The organism is Vagococcus allomyrinae, from assembly GCF_017829975.1.
Taxonomy (GTDB): domain Bacteria; phylum Bacillota; class Bacilli; order Lactobacillales; family Vagococcaceae; genus Vagococcus_D; species Vagococcus_D allomyrinae.
Window position 1 is genome coordinate 20,244 of sequence record NZ_JAEEGA010000022.1, and the last position, 20,853, is coordinate 41,096.

The following is a 20,853-nucleotide window of genomic DNA, read 5'->3' on the forward strand; positions in this document are numbered from 1 at the left end:
AATCAAGCCTTTCCTGGGTGTTTGACCAGGAATAACTGGGAAAAATGGAAGAGAATGACACTTTTTTAATGAAAATTTCATTTTATTATTAAAACCTCATTAAAAAATGGTATACTAAAAGCATTATTATTTTAGATGAAAAGGGGTTTTCATAGATGTCATTAAATTATCAAAGTACGCGGGATAAAAAAAATCAAGTAACCGCCTCTCAAGCGATTCTTCAGGGATTGGCTATTGATGGCGGACTGTATGTTCCTACCGAACTCCCAATACTGAACTTGGACTTTAAAAAGTTGGCGAAAATGAGTTATCAAGATGTTGCTTATTTAGTCATGAAAGAGTTTTTGACGGATTTCACGGAAAGTGAGCTAACACATTGTATCAAGTCTGCTTACGATCATAAATTTGCCGATGAAAAAATTGCACCGTTAAGAAAAGTTGGCAAAGATTATTATTTGGAACTTTTCCACGGTTCTACGATAGCCTTTAAAGATATGGCGTTGTCAATCTTACCTTATCTTATGACCACGGCGGCTAAAAAGAACCAAGTTGATCAGGAAATTGTTATTTTGACTGCCACATCAGGTGATACTGGGAAAGCTGCTATGGCTGGTTTTGCTGATGTTCCAGGGACAAAAATTATCGTTTTTTATCCAAAGAACGGAGTTAGCCCAATTCAAGAAAAGCAAATGGTCACACAAGCAGGAAAAAATACTTGGGTAGTGGGAATCACTGGGAATTTTGATGATGCTCAGACCAATGTGAAGGAAATGTTTAACAATCAGGAATTGAAAAAAGTAATGGCGAATAATGGCAAACAATTTTCTTCAGCTAATTCGATTAATATTGGTCGTCTCGTGCCTCAAATTGTGTATTATGTATACGCGTATGCTCAATTGGTAGCCAGTGGGGAAATTACCGTGGGAGATGAAATTAATGTGTCCGTCCCAACAGGCAATTTTGGAAATATCCTAGCTGCGTACTATGCCCAACAAATTGGCGTGCCGATCAATAAATTAGTCTGTGCCTCAAATGAAAATAATGTGCTGGCCGATTTTTTACGATCAGGTACATATAATCGCAACCGAGAGTTTATGGTAACGAGTTCACCTTCAATGGATATTTTAGTATCCAGTAATTTGGAACGCTTGTTATTCCATGTGGCGAATAATGATGATAAACAAACAAAAGCCTTGATGGACAGCTTGTTGGCTGTAGGAAAGTACAGTATTACTCAAGAAATGTCAGAAGGGTTAACAGACTTTTATGGAGATTTTGCCACTGAAGAAGAAGCCGCTGCTGAACTTAAGCAGGTATTTAAACAAGAGGAGTATACCTTGGATCCTCATACAGCGGTAGCCGCCGCTGTTTATGATCAGTACCGAGAAGCAACTGGTGATAAGCATCCTACGGTGATCGTGTCAACGGCTAGTCCTTACAAATTTCCACGAGCCGTCGTAAGGGCTCTGACAGGTGAGGTGGCGGAAAGTACAGATGATTTTGAGTTAGTGACGCAATTAGCGGCTATTTCTGAATTGGAAATCCCTTCAGCTGTGAGTGAATTAGTAACGGCCAAGGTTAGACATGATATTGTGGTGGAATCAACATACATGCAGGAAACGGTGGAATCAATATTAAAGTTAAGTTAAGGAGTTTTGATAATGACCAAGCAAAGTCAGATTGAGTCGTTTTGGCAAAGATTTTTAGCTAGTTTTAATTTCAGTTCTCAGATAACGTATGAGGCATGGTCTTTTGGAGACAGTCCTGAGATGGCCGATGAGCTACTAGGTCTCGTGTTAGAGGGAATTAAAACAGCAACGGCTAGTGCTTTTATTGTTTATGAGTGTGATCGAGAACCGATACCAGAAGTTGGCTCATATAGTATTTGTCTAGATGGAAATGACGTGCCACGATGTGTGATTCAAACAATCGCTGTCAAAACAGTGCCTTTTAAGGAGATTTCTCCAGAGGATGCTTATCAAGAAGGGGAAGGTGATCGTAGTCTTGCCTATTGGCGACGCGTGCATCAGGATTTTTGGGAGAGAGAGTTAGTCAGCTATCCAGTGACTTTTTCTGAAGAATTATTAGTAGTTTACGAAGAATTTAAGGTTGTTTATCAGTAAAGGGGGCAGGGCTGGATTGTATCTGACAATCTGGTCTTTTTCTTTTCAGTTGACAGTATCATCTGAAGTGGAAAATAATAGCGAAATCTTAAGGGATTCGAAGGAGGAACAAAATGACAAATCACTACGATGATGAGCAGTTTTTTAAGGCTTATCAAGAGATGGATCGATCCAAATATGGCCTAGAAAGTGCTGGCGAGTGGCACGAGTTACAAAAACTGTTACCTGATTTTTCAGGAAAACGGGTACTGGATTTAGGCTGCGGCTATGGTTGGCATTGTCGATATGCCGTCGATCAAGGGGCGACTTATGTTTTAGGCATTGATTTATCGAAAAAAATGTTGGCTAAAGCTAGAGAAATGACGGATTCGCCAAAGATTGTGTATCAGGAGGGAGACCTGCAAGAACTTGATAAATTGACGGAGTCCTTTGATGTTGTTATTAGCTCCTTGGCCATTCATTATGTCGCCGATTTTGGCAAGCTTGTGACTCATGTCAATCGCTTGTTAGTGCCTGGCGGGCAGTTTATTTTTTCGGTGGAACATCCCGTCTTTACCGCAGAAGGCAAGCAAGAATGGTGCTATGACAATGAAGGGCAGCTCAAGCATTGGCCAGTGGATAACTATTATATAGAGGGGCAGCGCCAAAGTCGTTTTTTAGGACAAGAAATTGTCAAGTACCATAAAACCTTAACAACCTATTTAAATACCCTGCTAATCAATGGCTTTCAGTTGAATCAGATTGTGGAGCCACAGCCGAGCCAGGAATTGTTAAGGAAAAACCCTGAGCTGAAAGAGGAATTACGACGGCCGATGATGTTATTGGTCTCAGCAGAAGCCAAAGAAAGCTAATAAGAAAAGCTGAACGAGGCGTTGCCGTTGCTCATATTGCTTTACTTCGTCCTTCAAAGCTTAGTGCTTTACTACGTTGTCCCTTATCTCTAACAAATAAATTTGTAAGTATAATGGCTCTGCGTTCCGATCTCATCAATTGCTATACGCTGAAGCGTATAGCAATTGATGGTCGAAGAGAAGCGTGGTGGTGCCTCGTGAAGCTGGCTCCAAACTACGATATCGAGAAAGTTTTATACTTTCCTATAAAGTCAAAAAGGGGAGGATGCGAAGCCCTTCCCTTAAAAGTTTATACTTGTTCGATCATAAAATGAGCTAGTTCAGTCGAGTCCAAATGGGCATTAAGGGCGACTAAAAGTTTGATGCGGGCTTTTTGACTATTCAGGCCATTACAGAAAAGAACCCCTTTCTCCTCTAATTGAATACCGCCACCCTCATAATCGTAAACCCCTTCAGCAATGCCGTTGAAACAACGGGAAACAAGCACGATGGGCACACCTTCCGCCAATAAACTGTCAATGGCGGGAATAGTTTGAGGAGGAAGATTCCCTGCTCCCAAGGCTTCAATTACTAAACCGTCAATTTGGCTGGCGGACAGTAAGTCCAAGAGACTTGTTCCCATTCCAGCATAGGCTTTAACGATCGGAATGCGACCCTTAACTGAGGAGATGTCCATTGTGTGGGTAGTGATTAATTGTTGATAAAAACTAACCTTGTGTTTATTCACTAAGCCGATGGGGCCAAAAGTTGGCGTTCTAAAAGTGGCAACATTGGTTGTGTGGGTTTTAGTCACATAACGGGCAGTATGGATTTCATCATTCATTACTACTAAGGTTCCTTTGTTTGCCGCTTCATCACTAGCAGCCACGCGTACCGCCGTCATGTAATTATATAAACCGTCGGAGCCAACTTCGTTACTAGAGCGCATCGCACCGGTAATGACAATGGGTAATGTGTCTCCAATCGTGATATCTAAAAAATACGCTGTTTCTTCAAGCGTATCAGTTCCATGAGTGATCACTACACCGCTGATTCCTTCAGTGATACCCAGTAAAATCCGCTCTTTTAATGATAGCATGTGTTCCGGTGTGATATGTGGAGAAGGAACGTAAAAAAAATCTTCGACAACCAGCTCTAAATTGTGGTCAACAATTGTCGGTAAATCTAAGAGTGGGTTTCTTCCTTCTGTCGAAACGGCTTTTGTTTCAGTATCCTCAGACATTGCAATCGTACCACCGGTATGAAGAACTAATATTTTTTTCATGACTAACCTCAGCTTTCCAGTTTTCTGTGCAAACTCATTATAACAAATTCGTCACTTAATGACTTGTTTTTGCTAAACAAATTAAGATTGTGTAAAATGTATATGAGAGGGTGGGAAAAATGATTAACATCGGATTAACAACCTGGTCGGAACATACCAGTTTACTCAAAAAGATAAAACCAACCTTAGGAGAATACGCCTCAAAATTGCCAGTTGTTGAGATAGATAATCCTTTTTATGGCATACCTAGTCCTAAGACCTTTGAAAATTGGGAAAGCCAAACCCCAGATGGGTTTAAATTTTTAGTTAAAGCCAATCAGGCCATGACCTTACAAACTTCATGGGAAGATTATTACGAATCGGAGCGTTCACTATACGAAGTGTACCGAAAGGCGATTGCCCCTTTATCAAGAACTAACAAATTAGAAGCGATATTATGTCAATTTCCAGCTATGTTTGATTGTACTAAAGAGAATATTTTACATCTTCGTCGAATGCGTCATTTTTTAGGTGATCTACCCCTTAGTATAGAGTTGCGGCATCCCAGCTGGTACGAACCTCAATATCTCCAACAAACACTGGCGTTTATGCGAGCACATGAATTTATTTTATTGACGATCGATGAGCCACAAGTACAGGATCGCTCGATTCCTTTTTATCCGATTGTGACTCACCCTGACAAAGCGATCTTTCGTCTTCATGGACGTTATAAAGATGGTTGGTTAGCTAAAGGGGATGATTGGCGTAAGAGACGAACCCTTTATCGATACAATCAGGAGGAACTGGAAGAGATAAAAGAAGCAGTTATTAAAGTCGCGAGTCAAGTTAAAACGACGACCATTATTTTTAATAATAACTCTGGTGGTGACGCAGCTGATAATGCTCTGGCGTTAAAAGAGTTATTAGCGATTGACTACTCAGGGTTGAACCCGGAGCAGATTGATTTATTTTAGGAGAGAGAGAATGAAAATAAACGCGGTATTTTTCGATATCGATGGCACATTAGTGACCCATCAAGCAAAAGCCTTAGACTCTACTAAAGAGAGTATAACTCAATTAAAGTCACAGGGAATTATTTGTGGTTTGGCAACGGGGCGTGGTCCTGTGCGCCTTGACCAGCAAATTGATAAGCTAGCCTTAGACGTTTTTGTGACATACAATGGCCAATATGTTTACACCCGTGATCAAGTGCTTTATGCTAATGCCTTTCCAACAGAGTTAGTGGCCAAAATTGCGGCTTACTGTGATCAAAATAAACGACAAATTCTTTTTGGCAGTCATGACGAATTGGCTGGCAGTTCCATTATGAGTATCGGTCAAAAAGCCTGGGCCAAACGTCTACAGCGTTTTTTACCTAAAGCCCGGAATTCACTTTTCTTTAAGCAAGTTGCACAAAAAATAAGTCGAACGGGAAATAAGCAACGTTATCAAGATTTGCCAATCTTAAAAAAACCGATTTATCAGTGTGTGTTAATCAGCCCAGAAAGTGAGCAACCGATGTTGGAAAAATTGTTTCCTGAATGTAAGTTTACTCGTTCCAACCCTTATACGGTCGATATTATCATGAAGCAAAATTCCAAAAGTGTTGGTATTCAAATAGTGGGGAACCATTTAGGGTTTACACTTGATCAGTGTATGGCATTTGGAGATAGCTGGAATGACACAGAAATGTTGCAGTCAGTGGGGCTTGGCGTAGCGATGGGGAATGCGAATGAGGACATTAAGCTTCTGGCAGACTATGTTACGACTAGCAACACTGAGGATGGTATTTATAATGCCCTTCGTCATTACAAGATCATTTAATAGAAAGTAGGAATTTCGATGAACCCATACGAACAGGCAAAAGACTTTCATGATAAATTTCATCCAAGTGAGAACCATCAACCAACCCTTTTCTCCCCTCAGGAAGCTGGCTATCGAGCAGGATTTAAAGCAGAAGAGTTAGTGGAGTTTTTATATGCCGCCGCTAATAACGATCAACAAGAATTTAAGGACTTAATTGAAGGTCTTAAAGAAAGTATTGATCAAGCGGTGATAAAGATAGAGACGAAAGCTGAGCCAGTTGTGGACCCACTAGTTGAAGAGGTAGACGCGTTAATTGACACCCTGTATTTTACCTACGGATCCTTTGTTTTGATGGGCGTAGATCCGACGGACTTATTTAATATTGTTCACGAGGCCAACATGGGGAAATTATTCCCAGATGGCATGCCTCACTTTCACCCTGTAACTGGAAAAGTGATGAAACCTGAAAATTGGGAGCGAGATTTCGCCCCGGAAAAGAAAATCAAATCAGAGCTGTTAAAACAAAGCAGAGAGTAAAAAAACAAGTCCTTTTTTAAGGACTTGTTTTTTGTAACGGTATCAATTTGTAGACTGTCTTTATGGTTGAAGCTTTTTTTTATGAAAGGGAAACCCCTCTTGCGAGTCCTTTGAAAAGGACCTTCAAGAGGGGCGTATTGAAGCGAAAAGCTACCTCGTGAAGGTGGATCCAAACTACGATATAGAGAAAGTTTGATACTTTCCCATAGAGGCAAAGAGAGAGCTGTTAAACAGCTCTCTCTTTGGTTTGTGGCGATCAATTGAAAAAGGTTTTATACAGAGCTTTAATGGCAATGTCTTCATGACAACTTTTTATGCCGAATAAAATACTTACTTCTGATGAACCTTGGTTAATCATTTCTAAGTTTACGCCAGCGGCAGAGAGCGCATTTGTACTTTTAGCTGCGGTTCCCACATTACTTTTCATTCCTTCACCAACAATTGCGATCATGGATAAGTTGTGGTTGACGTAAATTTCATCCACATGCAATTCTTCTTTGAAACGATTAATCAAACGGTCTTCGACCTCAGATGTTAGTTGATGCTCTCGGAGGATGATTGAAATATCATCAATCCCTGAAGGCATGTGTTCGTAGTTAAGGGACTCATCTTCAAGAATTTCCAAGACTTTGCGTCCAAAGCCGATTTCTCTATTCATTAAATATTTACTCATATAAAAAATTGCGAAACCGGAATCACCAGCGATTCCAATAACTCCTTCATCTCCAAGTTGCCGATCTAAGAGAATTCGTGTACCAGGAGCGCTTGGATTGTTGGTGTTTTTGATAACCACTTCAATGCCAGCTCGAAACGCAGGGATTAAGGCTTCGTCATGGAACACGCCAAAACCAGCATAACTTAATTCGCGCATTTCTCTAAAAGTTAATTCTTTAATTTTGTGTGGGTGTTTAACTAAACCAGGATGAGCGGCATAAATCGCGTCGACATCCGTAAAGTTTTCGTAAAGATCAGCATGAGTGCCGGCAGCAATGATCGAACCGGTAATATCAGACCCGCCACGTGAAAAGGTACAGATGTCACCATCCTTGGTATAACCAAAGAATCCAGGAATGACAAGAATTTCATCAGTATCGCGCAACTTGAGGATCTGACTGTAAGAATTCGCTAAGATCAGGGCATTGCCAGGCTCATCGCTCACGATCATGCCAGCTTCTTGGGGATTCATATAGCGAGCATTGAGTCCATTCTTTTTGAAATAAGTTGCCACTAGCTTGGCATTATTATCTTCACCACTTGCTTTGAAGCGATCCATTACGCGAGCGGCATCCTGACTCGATTCAGTTTCTTCAGCTAACCCAAGGATTCCTTGACGAATATCCCCAATGATGGTTTCACCTAGTTCTAATTCATAAGCAATTGCTTCATAACGCTGAATAATGCGGTCTTGAATTTCTTGATAATCAAGATTGGCTAAAAAAGCATCGGCATAATCAATCAGTAAATCGGTGACTTTTTCATCATCAGCGCTTCTTTTACCAGGAGCGGAAACCACAATAATCTTTCTTTGAGCATCTGATTTTACAATGTTTAAAACTTTATTTAATTGTGTTGAAGAAGCAAGAGAGCTTCCTCCAAATTTTACAACTTTCATAGTGTTCACCCTACCATTCATAAACTAGATTAATTAAATGTTTACTTATCAGAATACCGAAGTGAGACAGTAAAATCAACATAAAATGAGGTGGAAATGAGAAAAATTCTTATTTTTTACTCATTATTGGTTAAAAAGGGGCATTTATTCTAAAAAAAACAGCTGGATGATGACGTCTTTTAGCTAATTAAGAAATCACTACAAAAAGCATGCCGTTGATTAAAGGCTGACCTTCGTGCTAAAAATACCATAGCAACGATCCCTAAATCAGCCTCATTTAAGCCAATCAGACAACAAAAAAAATAGCTGTGACTTTCTTCGAATTTCCTTCAGTAAGAATGTTATAATAAATTTAACTGATTTTAAACTAGCATTTCTCTTGATTTAGTTGTATAATTTTTTAGGGAAAAGCCTTTTTTGAGGAGGGCTTTTTATTTATATTGTGGGAGTATGAAGTCGGGGAGCCATCTGAATGTCGCGTTTTTACGAGGAAATTAAGAGGAGAGGCTCATTTAAAAAAAGCCAATTTATTAATCTTTGTAGGCTTTTGTCATTTAACTAGTGAACGAAATCATTTCCTATGTTATAATTTAGGGTAGATGCAAAAAATGTTAATAAACTTAAAATTAAACTTAAAATGACTTACTTGTAGTTTTTAAGAGTAACAAAAATGGTATACTTGCCTTTGGCATTAAAACTATAAGTAATCTTGATAATTGATAGAAAAACGGAGGAAATTTCATGAAATCAAATATATGGATTTGGGTATTATGTGCGGTCATTGCCGTTGCAGCGTTACTATACCTGGTCGCTTTTTTAATGAAAAGAAAAAATGAAGAACGTTTGGATGAGTTAGAAAAGCGGAAGATCGATTTGTTTGATTTGCCTGTTATAGAAGAAGTCGAAGAAGTTAAAAAGATGCACTTGGTAGGTCAAAGTCAAAACACCTTCAGAGAATGGAATCAACGTTGGACAGATATTTCCACGGCCTCTTTTGCTGAATTAGAAAGTCGGATTTTTGAAGTTGAAAACCTTAATGAAACCTTTAGATTTATGAAAGTTAAAGGTGCCATCGAAGAAGCCTATGATACGATGGATGAGATGGAAGAACAAGTCGAAGCCATTCGCCTGGGGTTGAAGGAGTTGCGCGAAAGTGAAGAACGTAATTCACTGGCTGTTCAGCAAGCCTTAGACAAATATGAAGAAATCAGTGCTTTATCCAAAGAAGAAACGAAAAAATATGGACCGGCGATTGGTGAAATTCAAAAGCAAGTCCAGGCGATTGAAAATGAATTTACTCAGTTTGTTGCCTTAAACACCGCAGGCGATCCGATGGAAGCTGGTTCAGTTTTAGAACAAGCGGAAGCTCACACCTATGAATTAGAGGCAGTGATGGAATTAATTCCGCCACTATATGAAGAACTTGACAAAGTCTTTCCTAACCAAATGAAAGAAATTATTAATGGTCACAAGAAACTAGTCAAACAAAATTTTAAATTTCCAGATGATGAAATCAAGAAAAATATTGTGAAAGTCAATTCACGCATTAAGAAAACCATGGCCTATTTAGAAAAATGTGAAGTGCAAGTGGTAGCTGAAAACAATGTAGAAATATCAGAACGTATTGATCAACTTTACGAAGTGATGGAAACGGAAATCAAAGCTCAAACCTATGTTAAGGCTAACATGAAAACTGTTCGTGAGTTCATCGGACACGCTTTACGAAATAACCGCCAGCTATTAATTGAATTAGATCATATCTCTCAAAGTTATGCCCTAAATCATAACGAATTAGGCCGTTCTCGTGGTTTCCAAACACAGTTGGAAGAATTGACAAAACAGTTTACGGCTATTGAAGAACAGTTAAAAAATCACGAGGCTGTATACAGCGAAGTGGAAAGTCGTCTGAAAGATGCTTACTCTTTATTAGATGAAATTGAAAATCAACAAATCGAAATTAACACCTCCTTACAGTCACTTCGTAAGGGTGAAAAATTGGCTCAAAAGAAAATTGATGAATTTGAATTTAGTTTACGAAACATGAAACGTTATGTTGATAAGCAGCGATTGCCTGGAGTGCCCAAAGAGTATTTGGAATTTTTCTATGTGGCAACGGATCGCATCGAAGAGTTAAGCAAGGAATTGAATAAGATTCGCATTGATATGGAACAAATCAATCGTTTGGTTGAGTACTGTGAAAAGGACATTGAGGTCCTTGAAGAAAAAACCAATGAATTAGTTGACAGTGCGGCTTTGACGGAGCAAATGTTGCAGTATTCCAATCGCTATCGTCACAGTCATGGCGGCATTAGTCAAGCGATTGATAAGAGTTTAGAGTTGTTTAATGTTGAGTATCGTTATCAAGATGCTTTGGATGAAATCGGTGCTGCCTTGGAAAGAACTGAACCAGGAGCCTTTAAACGAATAGAGTCCTTTTATTTTAACAACAAAGAAAGTATCACTCAGTTTTAATTAACCAAACTGTTTCTCTTGGAGGTCTTCAAAGAGAAACAGTTTTTTTGTCTGCTTTACGAGTAATTTTATGGCAAGTGAGACTTTTGCTATATAAGCAACAGCGATTGTATTTTTTGCCAATAAAGTCTATAATGAATAAGGATTTTACGTGAGTCAGATGCGATACTGACCCAATTAATTGGGCCAAACATAGAACTCATTTTAAAGAAAGGAGCAGCACATGATCTATTTTGATAATAGCGCAACGACGAAAATTCATCCCAGCGTTTTAGATACCTATGTAAAGACGAGTCAGCGAATTTTAGGTAACCCTTCGAGTCTGCATCAGTTAGGCAGTCAGGCGACACGCTTATTGGATCAATCTCGCAAGCAATTAGCGGCATTATTGGAGGTTTTTCCAGAGGAAATCTATTTTACAAGTGGTGGAACTGAAGGCGATAATTGGGTTGTAAAAGGAACCGCAATCGAGAAACATGGTTTTGGTAATCATCTTATTATTTCAGATATTGAACATTCAGCTGTCTCAAAGGCTGCGCAACAATTAGCCCAGTTTGGTTTTGAGATTTCTAAAGCTCCAGTTGATAAACGAGGGATTTTAGATGTAGCTGCCCTAGCGAAGCTTATTCGTCCTGAAACAATTTTAGTGTCAGTCATGGCAGTTAATAATGAAGTCGGCAGTGTCCAGCCGATTGAGGCTATTAGCAAAATTTTGGAGGCTTATCCGACGATTCACTTCCATGTGGATGCTGTCCAGGCTTTAGGAAAAGTTTCCAAAGATCGTTGGCTAACACCACGAGTTGATTTTGCGACCTTCTCAGCTCATAAATTTCATGGGCCTAAAGGGACAGGCTTTATTTTTAGCCGCAAAGGAAGGATTATTGCGCCTTTGTTAAACGGTGGTGGTCAAGAACACAATCATCGCAGTGGAACGGAGAATGTGGCGGGGATTGTTGCAATGTCTCGAGCAGCCCGTTTGCACTTAGAGGATCAGGAGTTAAAAAATAATCGAGAAGCCAATATCAAAGACTACTTGCTTGATTCATTAAAAAAATACGATAAAGTCAGTATTTTTTCAGAAAATACTGAGAACTTTGCCCCTCATATTCTCTGCTTTGGGATTAAAGGTGTCAAAGGAGAAGTGTTAGTTCATGCCTTTGAGCAAAAGGACATTATCATCTCAACAACCAGTGCTTGTTCAAGTCGCAGTAAAGTGGCGGGAAGCACACTTCATGCAATGGGAGTTCACGACAGTCTGGCCACAACTGCCATTCGTCTAAGTCTGGAAGCCAACTCTACAATGGTGGAAGCTGAACAATTTATGATTGTGTTCAACCAGCTGTATAAACAATTTTCAAAAATTAATGATTAATCAACTATCAAGTGTGACAAATAGAAAGGAAATATCATGGAATATACAGAAATTATGGTCCGCTATGGAGAACTTTCAACAAAAGGTAAAAATAAGCGGGTTTTTATCAGCATCCTAGCAAGTAATGTAAAAAGTGCTTTAAATCAGTATCCCAAAGTCAAAGTTCATGCGAATCGCGATCGGATGCACTTGTTGTTGAATGGTGAAGATAGTACGGGTGTGATGAAGGCTTTAAAACCTATTTTTGGGATTCAAAATGTGTCCCCCTCTATTAAAATCCCAAAGACGACAGACGCTATTTATCAAACTGCGGTGGCAATGATGACAGAAGTTTACCAGGAAGGACAAAGCTTTAAAGTTAATACAAAGCGTTCAGATAAGATGTTTGAATTGGATACTAATGAACTAAATCGGGAAGTGGGGCATCAGGTCATTCAAGCGATTCCTAGTATTGGGGTGGATATGAAAAATCCGGATATAACCTTGCGAGTCGAAATTCGACCAGACGGAGCCTTTCTTTCTTGTGAAACAATCAAAGGTGCTGGCGGATTGCCTGTTGGATCAAGTGGTCGTGGCATGTTGATGCTTTCAGGAGGCATCGATTCTCCAGTTGCCGGCTACTTAGGAATGAAACGTGGCGTAAAAATAGAAGCTGTTCATTTTCATAGCCCACCTTATACCAGTGTTCATGCCTTAAATAAAGCAAAAGACTTAACCGTCAAATTGGTTCCTTATGTTGGCAGTATCCAATTTATTGAAGTGCCGTTTACTGAGATTCAGGAAGAGATAAAAAAACAGGTTGATGAGGGCTATTTAATGACAGTCACGCGTCGTTTTATGATGCGAATTACTGATCGAATTCGTGAAAAGCGCAAAGGGTTGGCCATTATCAATGGTGAATCACTTGGTCAAGTCGCTTCTCAGACCTTACACAGCATGATAGCCATCAATGAGGTGACAACAACGCCGATTATTAGACCAGTCGTGGCAATGGATAAGAGTGAGATTATTGAAATTGCTGAGAAGATTGACACCTTTGACTTAGCGATTCAACCTTTTGAGGATTGCTGCACCATCTTTGCCCCGCCGAAACCTAAAACAAAGCCCCGTTTAGATCGAACGCTGGATTTTGAAAATAAAATGGATGTTGAAGGGTTAATTGAGCGGGCGGTTGCTGGCATAAAGATCAGCGAAATACAATCTGGTCAACAATACTTAGCCGGTGATGCTGAGGAATTTGATGACCTACTTTAATAGGCAAGTGAACAGCGCTTTTAGGCTGTTCACTTTTTTTGACAAACAGATGAGGAAAAGACACCCTGTTATAAGACGCAAAAGTCGCTAAAACTAATCTTTTAGTCGTTATTCTTTTTGAGTGGTTGTGGTAGATGCAGGTCGATAAAGGTTGAAACAAAAGGTGTTTCAAACGAATAGGCAATCATAGCACAATGCTTATATGTTATTTTTATGGCCGTTCAGCCCCAGCAGCATGTTTACTTATTCAACTTATTTAGTCGTTATTTTCACAAAGTTATTGTAATGAGCCACGGTCAATGGTACACTTAGAGTGTGAATGTTTTAACAAGAGGTGAGAAAAAATGAAAAAAGAAGAAGAATGTAAGATACCAAATGCTACAGCTAAACGGATACCCTTGTACTATCGCTACCTAAAAATATTGGAAGAATCTAATGTGGAGCGGATTAAGTCAAAAGAATTTAGTCAATTAATTCAAGTACCATCGGCGACAATTCGGCGTGATTTTTCCCATTTTGGTGAGCTTGGTAGAAGCGGCTATGGCTATGATGTTAGCTACTTAATTCAAGTGTTTAGCCATATCTTAAACACGCAGGTAGAAAAGCGTATTGCTTTAATTGGTGTCGGAAACCTAGGAAGAGCATTAATTAAAAATAACTTCCGCAGAAACGAATATTTAAACATTGTCAGTGCCTTTGATAGTGATCCAAGTTTGGTAGGAACAAAAATTAATAACATCACAATCCGCCATATGGATGACTTAGCAGAGGTTGTCAAAAAAGAGGGTGTCATGACAGCTATTTCAACTGTTCCAAGTAAACATTCTCAAGGAGCAGTCGATTCGATTGTCACCTCAGGTATCACTGCTATTCTTAACTTTGCTCCTGGCCGTGTGAAAGTACCGGACAATGTCAAGATTCAGTATATTGATTTGACAACTGAACTCCAGACGTTGATCTATTTTGATGAAAACTTTACGTCGAATCATCAGTTCAATTTTGCCAATCAATAAGCATGACTTTTGTTTTTAGTGAAAATATCTCGTATACTAAAAGTATCAAAAATATGAGAGGGGTTATCAGTATCATGAAAGTAACATTGAAGGGCAAACCATTAGAATTAGCAGGTGACCAACCTAAAGTAGGAGCAAAGGCGCCTGATTTTTCTTTAGTGAATTTAAACAAGCAAATCATTCAACTGTCAGATCTTTCAGATAAACCCGTTATTATCAGCGTGGTGCCAAACATCAACACCAGTGTCTGCCAATTGCAAACCAAACGGTTTAATCAAGAAGCGGCTCAAATTGACGGTGTCCACTTTTTAACGATTTCTAACAATACCAAAGAAGAACAAGAATCTTGGTGTGCTGCTGAAGGGGTCGATATGGAAATGTTGCATGACACAGAGTTGAAATTTGGCAAGCTTTACGGTTTGTATATGCCAGAAGTTGAGTTGTTAGCTCGTGCTATTTTTGTTATCGATAAAAAGATGAACATCGTATACGAAGAGATTGTTCCTGAAATTGCAACTGAACCAAACTATGAGGAAGCTCTAGCAGCTGTTAAGGCGTTAAATTAAAACCATGGATCTTTCACTTCCTTAAAAGGCGAGTGGAAGATTTTTTTCCGTTTTGTTATGTATGAGACCCCTTTAATTTTGAAGATTTTTGATTAAAAAAGGGGCTTTTGAGAAGAATGTTTGACGTTCAGTTGGTTTCCATGTAAAATATGGTCAGGACGTCGAACAAGAGAAGTAGCATTTGAAACAGTATTAGAAAGAAAACCCTTAGGCTGAAAGGTTTTTACTCGGAAGAATGTGAAGGTAGCTTGTGAGTTGATCAGCTGAACTTAACGTAAGTTGATCCGAGTCGTGATCGTTATCTCACGCTAGAGATGTAGCTGTCAGGCTATAAATTAGGTGGTACCGCGTATCAATTACGCCCTAAAACACGAAGGTGTTTTGGGGCTTTTTTTGGTTTTTTGAGTGTTACCTGCCAGGTAACGCCCTTAGCCTAATTGATTTCCAGTGGGATATGTGATGGATGACTAAGACATAAGATAAGACGAAAGAGGGATGAAAATGTTAGAAGAGAAAAATTTAGCACCAAAGTATGCACCTCAAGAAGTTGAAAAGGGACGGTACGCTAAATGGGTTGAAGACAAACGGTTTGTACCGAGTGAGGATCCAAAGGCTGAACCTTATTCCATCGTTATTCCGCCGCCAAATGTGACGGGGAAACTTCATTTAGGACACGCCTGGGATACGACACTACAAGATATTATTATCCGTCACAAACGGATGCAAGGCTATGACACCCTGTGGTTACCAGGAATGGACCATGCTGGGATAGCCACTCAAACGAAAGTGGAAGAGAAGCTGGCTGAAGACGGGCTAACTCGTTACGATTTAGGTCGTGAAAAGTTCGTTGAAAAAACCTGGGAATGGAAAGAAGAGTACGCTGGCCATATCCGTGATCAGTGGGCCAAAATTGGCATCTCCGTTGATTATTCTCGGGAGCGTTTCACATTAGATGAAGGCTTGTCAGAAGCAGTTCGCAAGGTATTTGTGACGCTTTATGAAAAAGGGTTAATCTATCGCGGGGAATACATTATTAACTGGGATCCTAAGGCTAAAACAGCCTTATCCGATATAGAGGTAATTCACAAAGATGTGGAAGGGGCCTTTTATCACATGAGCTATTTACTAGCTGATGGCAGCGGTGAGTCAGTCGAAATTGCCACAACTCGTCCTGAAACGATGTTAGGCGATACCGCAGTTGCGGTTCACCCTGAAGACGAGCGTTACCAGCACTTAATTGGTCAAAAGGTGATTTTACCACTGATCAACAAAGAGATTCCCGTTATTGCGGATGAATACGTTGATCCGGAGTTCGGAACGGGGGTTGTGAAAATTACCCCGGCCCATGATCCAAATGACTTTGAAGTAGGCAATCGTCATGACTTACCACGAGTGAACGTGATGAATGAAGATGGTTCGATTAATGCTTTAGGTGTCAAGTACGAGGGCATGGATCGTTTTGCGGCCCGCAAAGCCGTGATTAAAGATCTGGAAGCTGAAGGGCGTCTGGTAAAAATAGAAAAGATGGTTCACAGCGTTGGTCACTCTGAGCGCAGTGGGGTTGTGGTGGAACCGCGCTTATCCACACAGTGGTTCGTTAAAATGGCGCCATTGGCTAAAGAAGCCTTGGCCAATCAAGAAACAGCTGATCGAGTGGAATTTTATCCGCCACGCTTTAATCAAACCTTTGCAACCTGGATGGAAAATGTTCATGATTGGGTTATCTCCCGTCAATTGTGGTGGGGACATCAAATTCCAGCTTGGTACCACAAACAAACTGGAGAGTTATATGTTGGGGAAAAAGCTCCGGCAGACAGTGAGAATTGGGTTCAAGACGAAGATGTCTTAGATACTTGGTTTAGCTCTGCTTTATGGCCCTTCTCAACGATGGGATGGCCAGATGAGGAGTCAGCGGACTATCAGCGTTACTTCCCTAATTCAACTTTAGTAACAGGCTACGACATCATCTTCTTCTGGGTGAGTCGCATGATGTTCCAAAGTTTAGAGTTTACCGGCAAAGCGCCCTTCAAACATGTGTTGATGCACGGGTTAATTCGTGCGGAAGACGGTCGCAAAATGAGTAAGTCTCTGGGGAATGGCATCGATCCGATGGAAGTCATTGACAAATACGGTGCAGATGCCTTGCGTTGGTTTATGTCCAACGGGTCAACGCCAGGACAGGATATGCGCTTTAGTTATGATAAAATGGATGCTTCATGGAATTTTATTAATAAAATTTGGAATGCCAGCCGTTTTGTTTTGATGAACACAGAAGACTTTACCTATGAGGACATACAATTAGAGGGACACCAAACAGTGGCCGATCGTTGGATTTTGACGCGTCTTAATGAAACGATCGATCGAGTGAACAAACTTTTCGAAAAGTTTGAGTTTGGTGAAGCTGGCCGTCACTTATACAATTTTATTTGGGATGATTTCTGTGATTGGTATATTGAAATGAGCAAAGAGGTATTATATGGCGAAGACGAAGAGCAAAAGCAAATGACCCGCAGCGTCCTAGTGTATGCCTTAGACAATATCTTGCGTTTACTTCATCCAATTATGCCGTTTGTAACGGAAGCTATTTGGGAAAAACTGCCTCACCAAGGAGAATCGATTGTCATAGCAAGTTACCCAACAGTCGTATCTGAGCTATCTGATGAAAAAGCTGCCCTTGGAATGGAAGTCTTGAAAGACGTCATTCGCTCGGTGCGCAATATTCGAGCAGAAGTCAATACGCCGCTTTCTAAAGCCATTACATTGTTAATTAAGACAAGTGACGATGAAGTCAGAGAGTTCCTGAAAACCAATCAAAATTATGTGCAACGTTTCTGTAACCCAGATGAATTGGTGATTTCGCCAGATATTGAGGCGCCGGAACTGGCCATGAGTGCTGTGATTACAGGGGCTGAAATTTATCTGCCACTTGCTGACTTGATCAATATTGACGAAGAAATTAGTCGCTTGGAAAAAGAACTGGCTAAATGGACGAAAGAAGTGAAGATGGTTCAGGGGAAATTAGCAAATGAGCGCTTTGTTGCAAGTGCACCAGAAGCTGTCGTAGCTGGTGAACGTGAAAAAGAAAAAAATTATTTGGAAAAACAGGCAGCTGTCAAGGAGCGAATTGCGACATTACGTAAATAATTAACTGGGGGAATTTGGACATGACTTACATGGAAGCTCTCGAGTGGATTCATAGTCGTCTGCCATTCGGATCACGGCCAGGTTTGGATCGGATCAACGGACTACTTGATCGATTGGATAACCCGCAAAATAAAATTAAGACCATTCACATTGGCGGAACCAACGGCAAAGGGTCGACGGTTACTTTTTTAAGGTGTTTACTAGAAGAGGCAGGTCTCGTGGTTGGGACCTTCACCTCGCCTTATATCACGGCCTTCAACGAACGGATTGCGATTAATAATCGACCGATAGCTGATGACCATTTAGTCGCCTTAGTCAAAAAATTTCAACCGTTGGTGGCCGAACTGGATGAACAGCCTGAAATAGCTGGTGCCACGGAGTTTGAAATAATTACAGCGATGATGTTTGATTATTTTTATAGCGAATCGGTAGACGTGGCGATTGTTGAAGTTGGTTTAGGTGGCACTTTGGATTGCACCAATGTGATGACGCCGTTAATCAGTGGAATTACGACAATCGGACTGGATCATATGGATATCTTAGGTGATACCCTGCCGCAAATTGCCGAACAAAAAGCCGGGATCATCAAAGAGGGGCGTCCAGTTGTGACAGGGAATATCTCAACAGACGCTTTGGACGTGCTAGTCGCAGAAGCTGCAAGAAAAAGCAGTCCCATAGCCCAGTATCAAGTGGACTATCACATAACCAATCAACGCTCCTTGGGAATTGAAGGGGAGTCCTTTGAGTTCAGCAGCCAGGATTTTCAGTTGGCGGTTAAAATTCCACTGATTGGACAACATCAGCGAGACAATGCTGGATTGGCCCTTGAGCTATTTCGCCAATTAGGCCCAAGTTTGGGGTATGATCCTAGTCAGGTCGATTGTTCTAGTGCTTTGCTAAAAGCGGAGTGGGCTGGCAGAATGGAGACGATCAGCGAGGCTCCCTTAGTATTAATCGATGGGGCTCATAATGAACCAGCTGTTCAGGTGTTAGTGGATAATTTGAGATTAGAGTTTCCTGATCGTCAGATTTACACAATTTTTGCAGCAATTAAGCCAAAAGCCGTTGAAAAGATGTTACAATTATTATTGACAGTCCCGAAAATGCATTTACATGTGACCACTTTTGATTATCCAAAAGCTTATGAGTTAACGGATTATCCTTTAACTGAACTGGAAGAGATTGAGCTGATTGAGGATTGGCAAAAATCATTGATGGAACTTAAAGAACAGTTAAAGCCTGACGATGTATTATTAGTCACCGGTTCGTTGTACTTTATTTCTCAAGTGAGATCGTTTCTGCTAGGATAGGTCTTTGACCAGTCTGATTTAACAATGGCCATATGAAACAAAGGGGGATCTGGAAATGATCTGTGCTGTTTTCTACATTTTCGGTTAAACCAAAGAAGCAAAAAAGCTTTTCAAACAGGAGGTTCCAATGATAAAAGAGTATAAAGGCATCATTTTTGACATGGATGGGCTACTTTTTGACACTGAAACAATTTATTGTGAGGCAAGCATGAAATTAGCCCCGAAATATGGGCTAACAGGCTACGATGAAGAGTTGTATATGCGCTATGTGGGGGTTTCTGATGAGGAATTACAGCAGGCCTATTATCAGGATTTCTCAGATGTTCCTAATGAAACCATCGACGCTTTTATGGCAGAAGGCCACCAAGAAGTCAAGCAGATGTTTTTGGCCGGTCAAGCAGCGTTAAAACCAGGCGTTGTCGAGATTTTGCGACACTTTAAACAAGCCGCTATTCCCTGTGTTGTCGCCAGCAGTAATATGCGAATTTTTATTGACATCTTACTGGATAAGGCTAAAATCCGTGATTTTTTTATTGACATTGTGTCAGCTGAGGACGTGACCCGAGCAAAACCAGATCCAGAAATCGTAGAAAAAGCTGTGAGTAGATTAGGATTCCGTGCTTCTGATTGTTTGATGTTAGAAGACTCTTTTAATGGGGTGCTTGCTTCTCATGGCGCTGGTGTGGATGTGATTATGGTCCCTGATTTACTTCAACCAACAGCTGAGATTCGTGAAAAAACCTTAAAAGTGTTGCCAGATTTAAAAGAAGTGAAGGAAATGCTCCTAAAATAAATGAAATGGCCTCTTTTTTACTTATCTTTAAGGTAAGAAGTAAAAAGGAGGCTTTTTGATGGAAGAAATCGGCAGTAGAAATTTAATATCTGAAGTACCAGAGGCTAATCGCCCTCGAGAGCGGTTGATTCACTATGGGGAAGGGGCGCTGTCGGATCAAGAATTATTAGCCATTGTGCTACGAACAGGTTCTAAAGAAAAAAACGTGATGCACCTCTCTTTGCAAATTTTGAATCACTTTGGCAGCCTTTATGACTTAAAAATGGCTTCTTGTGAAGAACTTCAAGAAATCAAAGGGGTTGGTCCAATTAAAGCCGTTGAAATCAAAGCGGTGGTGGAATTTGGCATGCGTTTAGCGAAGGCCAATCAGCTTAAATTGGGTAAAGTCACCTCGAGCATGGAAATAGGTCAGACGATGATTGACGAATTGAAGGATTTGCGGCAAGAACATTTAATGGCCCTGTATTTAAATACAAAGAATGAAATGATTAAGAAGGAAACGTTATTCATCGGTAGTTTAAACCAAAGTGTTGCCCATCCGCGGGAAATCTTTCGATCGGCAGTTAAATATTCAGCCGCAAGAATAATTTTAGTTCATAATCATCCTTCAGGAGATACTTATCCATCTGAAAATGACATTGAATTCACTAAAAGAGTAGTAGAATGCGGAGAATTAATGGGGATTGAATTGTTGGATCACTTGGTAATTGGCCATCAAAGTTATTGCAGTTTAAAGGAACTTCGTGTTATTTAATGG

At 40.3% G+C, this 20,853-nt stretch carries 17 protein-coding genes and 1 other annotated feature; of the genes, 15 read left to right on the plus strand and 2 right to left on the minus strand.

The genetic code is table 11. The annotated features are described in order from the left end of the window. The first annotated feature begins 155 nt into the window (after window positions 1-155). From thrC to I6N95_RS24010, 3 genes are all read left to right on the plus strand, one after another. Entirely contained in the window at window positions 156-1,649 is a 1,494-nt protein-coding gene (thrC, locus tag I6N95_RS24000; protein WP_209532234.1) for a threonine synthase, read from the plus strand. Window positions 1,650-1,661: 12 nt separating this feature from the next. After that, the gene (locus I6N95_RS24005; protein ID WP_209532236.1) at window positions 1,662-2,123 is read left to right on the plus strand and encodes an ASCH domain-containing protein; all 462 of its coding nucleotides are present in this window, start codon (window positions 1,662-1,664) and stop codon (window positions 2,121-2,123) included. Window positions 2,124-2,236: 113 nt separating this feature from the next. Beyond that, window positions 2,237-2,974, plus strand: coding sequence for a class I SAM-dependent methyltransferase (locus I6N95_RS24010; protein ID WP_209532238.1), 738 nt, complete (start codon window positions 2,237-2,239; stop codon window positions 2,972-2,974). A gap of 289 nt (window positions 2,975-3,263) precedes the next feature. On the opposite strand, the gene I6N95_RS24015 is transcribed toward I6N95_RS24010, so the two are convergent. After that, complete coding sequence (locus I6N95_RS24015; RefSeq protein ID WP_209532240.1) at window positions 3,264-4,238, minus strand: asparaginase; 975 nt, start codon at window positions 4,236-4,238, stop codon at window positions 3,264-3,266. 119 nt (window positions 4,239-4,357) lie between these two features. Here I6N95_RS24015 and I6N95_RS24020 point away from each other — a divergent pair, with 119 nt between their 5' ends. The 3 genes from I6N95_RS24020 to I6N95_RS24030 are packed head-to-tail and all read left to right on the plus strand — an operon-like array spanning window position 4,358 to window position 6,560. Then, complete coding sequence (locus I6N95_RS24020) at window positions 4,358-5,191, plus strand: DUF72 domain-containing protein (protein WP_209532242.1); 834 nt, start codon at window positions 4,358-4,360, stop codon at window positions 5,189-5,191. Between the two features lie 10 nt (window positions 5,192-5,201). Beyond that, entirely contained in the window at window positions 5,202-6,041 is an 840-nt protein-coding gene (locus I6N95_RS24025; protein WP_209532245.1) for a Cof-type HAD-IIB family hydrolase, read from the plus strand. A gap of 18 nt (window positions 6,042-6,059) precedes the next feature. Then, window positions 6,060-6,560 carry a pyrophosphohydrolase domain-containing protein gene (locus tag I6N95_RS24030; protein ID WP_209532246.1) on the plus strand — a complete coding sequence of 167 codons (501 nt, stop codon included), beginning with the start codon at window positions 6,060-6,062 and terminating at the stop codon, window positions 6,558-6,560. Between the two features lie 256 nt (window positions 6,561-6,816). Here I6N95_RS24030 and I6N95_RS24035 read toward each other — a convergent pair whose 3' ends face one another. Further along, on the minus strand, window positions 6,817-8,172 hold the full coding sequence (locus I6N95_RS24035; RefSeq protein WP_209532248.1) for an aspartate kinase: 1,356 nt from the start codon (window positions 8,170-8,172) through the stop codon (window positions 6,817-6,819). Between the two features lie 741 nt (window positions 8,173-8,913). Between I6N95_RS24035 and I6N95_RS24040 the strand changes: the two genes are divergently transcribed. From I6N95_RS24040 to radC, 9 genes are all read left to right on the plus strand, one after another. Next, window positions 8,914-10,644, plus strand: coding sequence for a septation ring formation regulator EzrA (locus tag I6N95_RS24040; RefSeq protein ID WP_209532250.1), 1,731 nt, complete (start codon window positions 8,914-8,916; stop codon window positions 10,642-10,644). Between the two features lie 223 nt (window positions 10,645-10,867). Next, window positions 10,868-12,016 carry a cysteine desulfurase family protein gene (locus I6N95_RS24045; protein WP_209532252.1) on the plus strand — a complete coding sequence of 383 codons (1,149 nt, stop codon included), beginning with the start codon at window positions 10,868-10,870 and terminating at the stop codon, window positions 12,014-12,016. A gap of 36 nt (window positions 12,017-12,052) precedes the next feature. Then, the gene (gene thiI / locus I6N95_RS24050) at window positions 12,053-13,270 is read left to right on the plus strand and encodes a tRNA uracil 4-sulfurtransferase ThiI (RefSeq protein WP_209532253.1); all 1,218 of its coding nucleotides are present in this window, start codon (window positions 12,053-12,055) and stop codon (window positions 13,268-13,270) included. Window positions 13,271-13,614: 344 nt separating this feature from the next. Then, the gene (locus I6N95_RS24055; protein WP_209532255.1) at window positions 13,615-14,283 is read left to right on the plus strand and encodes a redox-sensing transcriptional repressor Rex; all 669 of its coding nucleotides are present in this window, start codon (window positions 13,615-13,617) and stop codon (window positions 14,281-14,283) included. A 74-nt stretch (window positions 14,284-14,357) separates the two neighbouring features. After that, entirely contained in the window at window positions 14,358-14,849 is a 492-nt protein-coding gene (gene tpx, locus I6N95_RS24060; protein ID WP_209532257.1) for a thiol peroxidase, read from the plus strand. 152 nt (window positions 14,850-15,001) lie between these two features. Continuing rightward, window positions 15,002-15,218 (plus strand) — a binding site (T-box leader). 132 nt (window positions 15,219-15,350) lie between these two features. Then, window positions 15,351-17,993, plus strand: a complete 2,643-nt coding sequence (locus tag I6N95_RS24065; protein ID WP_209532265.1) for a valine--tRNA ligase — start codon at window positions 15,351-15,353, stop codon at window positions 17,991-17,993. Window positions 17,994-18,013: 20 nt separating this feature from the next. Then, complete coding sequence (locus tag I6N95_RS24070) at window positions 18,014-19,303, plus strand: bifunctional folylpolyglutamate synthase/dihydrofolate synthase (protein ID WP_209532267.1); 1,290 nt, start codon at window positions 18,014-18,016, stop codon at window positions 19,301-19,303. Between the two features lie 127 nt (window positions 19,304-19,430). Continuing rightward, window positions 19,431-20,096: an HAD family hydrolase gene (locus I6N95_RS24075; RefSeq protein WP_209532269.1), complete on the plus strand. Its 666-nt coding sequence runs from the start codon at window positions 19,431-19,433 to the stop codon at window positions 20,094-20,096. Between the two features lie 58 nt (window positions 20,097-20,154). After that, complete coding sequence (radC, locus tag I6N95_RS24080; protein ID WP_209532277.1) at window positions 20,155-20,850, plus strand: RadC family protein; 696 nt, start codon at window positions 20,155-20,157, stop codon at window positions 20,848-20,850. The last annotated feature ends 3 nt before the right edge of the window (window positions 20,851-20,853 follow it).

Excerpts from the sequence above, each read along its gene's own strand:
- thrC (WP_209532234.1), top strand. The coding sequence starts at position 156 with ATGTCATTAAATTATCAAAGTACGCGGGATAAAAAAAATCAAGTAACC.
- I6N95_RS24005 (WP_209532236.1), top strand. The coding sequence starts at position 1,662 with ATGACCAAGCAAAGTCAGATTGAGTCGTTTTGGCAAAGATTTTTAGCT.
- I6N95_RS24010 (WP_209532238.1), top strand. The coding sequence starts at position 2,237 with ATGACAAATCACTACGATGATGAGCAGTTTTTTAAGGCTTATCAAGAG.
- I6N95_RS24015 (WP_209532240.1), bottom strand. The coding sequence starts at position 4,238 with ATGAAAAAAATATTAGTTCTTCATACCGGTGGTACGATTGCAATGTCT.
- I6N95_RS24020 (WP_209532242.1), top strand. The coding sequence starts at position 4,358 with ATGATTAACATCGGATTAACAACCTGGTCGGAACATACCAGTTTACTC.
- I6N95_RS24025 (WP_209532245.1), top strand. The coding sequence starts at position 5,202 with ATGAAAATAAACGCGGTATTTTTCGATATCGATGGCACATTAGTGACC.
- I6N95_RS24030 (WP_209532246.1), top strand. The coding sequence starts at position 6,060 with ATGAACCCATACGAACAGGCAAAAGACTTTCATGATAAATTTCATCCA.
- I6N95_RS24035 (WP_209532248.1), bottom strand. The coding sequence starts at position 8,172 with ATGAAAGTTGTAAAATTTGGAGGAAGCTCTCTTGCTTCTTCAACACAA.
- I6N95_RS24040 (WP_209532250.1), top strand. The coding sequence starts at position 8,914 with ATGAAATCAAATATATGGATTTGGGTATTATGTGCGGTCATTGCCGTT.
- I6N95_RS24045 (WP_209532252.1), top strand. The coding sequence starts at position 10,868 with ATGATCTATTTTGATAATAGCGCAACGACGAAAATTCATCCCAGCGTT.
- thiI (WP_209532253.1), top strand. The coding sequence starts at position 12,053 with ATGGAATATACAGAAATTATGGTCCGCTATGGAGAACTTTCAACAAAA.
- I6N95_RS24055 (WP_209532255.1), top strand. The coding sequence starts at position 13,615 with ATGAAAAAAGAAGAAGAATGTAAGATACCAAATGCTACAGCTAAACGG.
- tpx (WP_209532257.1), top strand. The coding sequence starts at position 14,358 with ATGAAAGTAACATTGAAGGGCAAACCATTAGAATTAGCAGGTGACCAA.
- I6N95_RS24065 (WP_209532265.1), top strand. The coding sequence starts at position 15,351 with ATGTTAGAAGAGAAAAATTTAGCACCAAAGTATGCACCTCAAGAAGTT.
- I6N95_RS24070 (WP_209532267.1), top strand. The coding sequence starts at position 18,014 with ATGACTTACATGGAAGCTCTCGAGTGGATTCATAGTCGTCTGCCATTC.
- I6N95_RS24075 (WP_209532269.1), top strand. The coding sequence starts at position 19,431 with ATGATAAAAGAGTATAAAGGCATCATTTTTGACATGGATGGGCTACTT.
- radC (WP_209532277.1), top strand. The coding sequence starts at position 20,155 with ATGGAAGAAATCGGCAGTAGAAATTTAATATCTGAAGTACCAGAGGCT.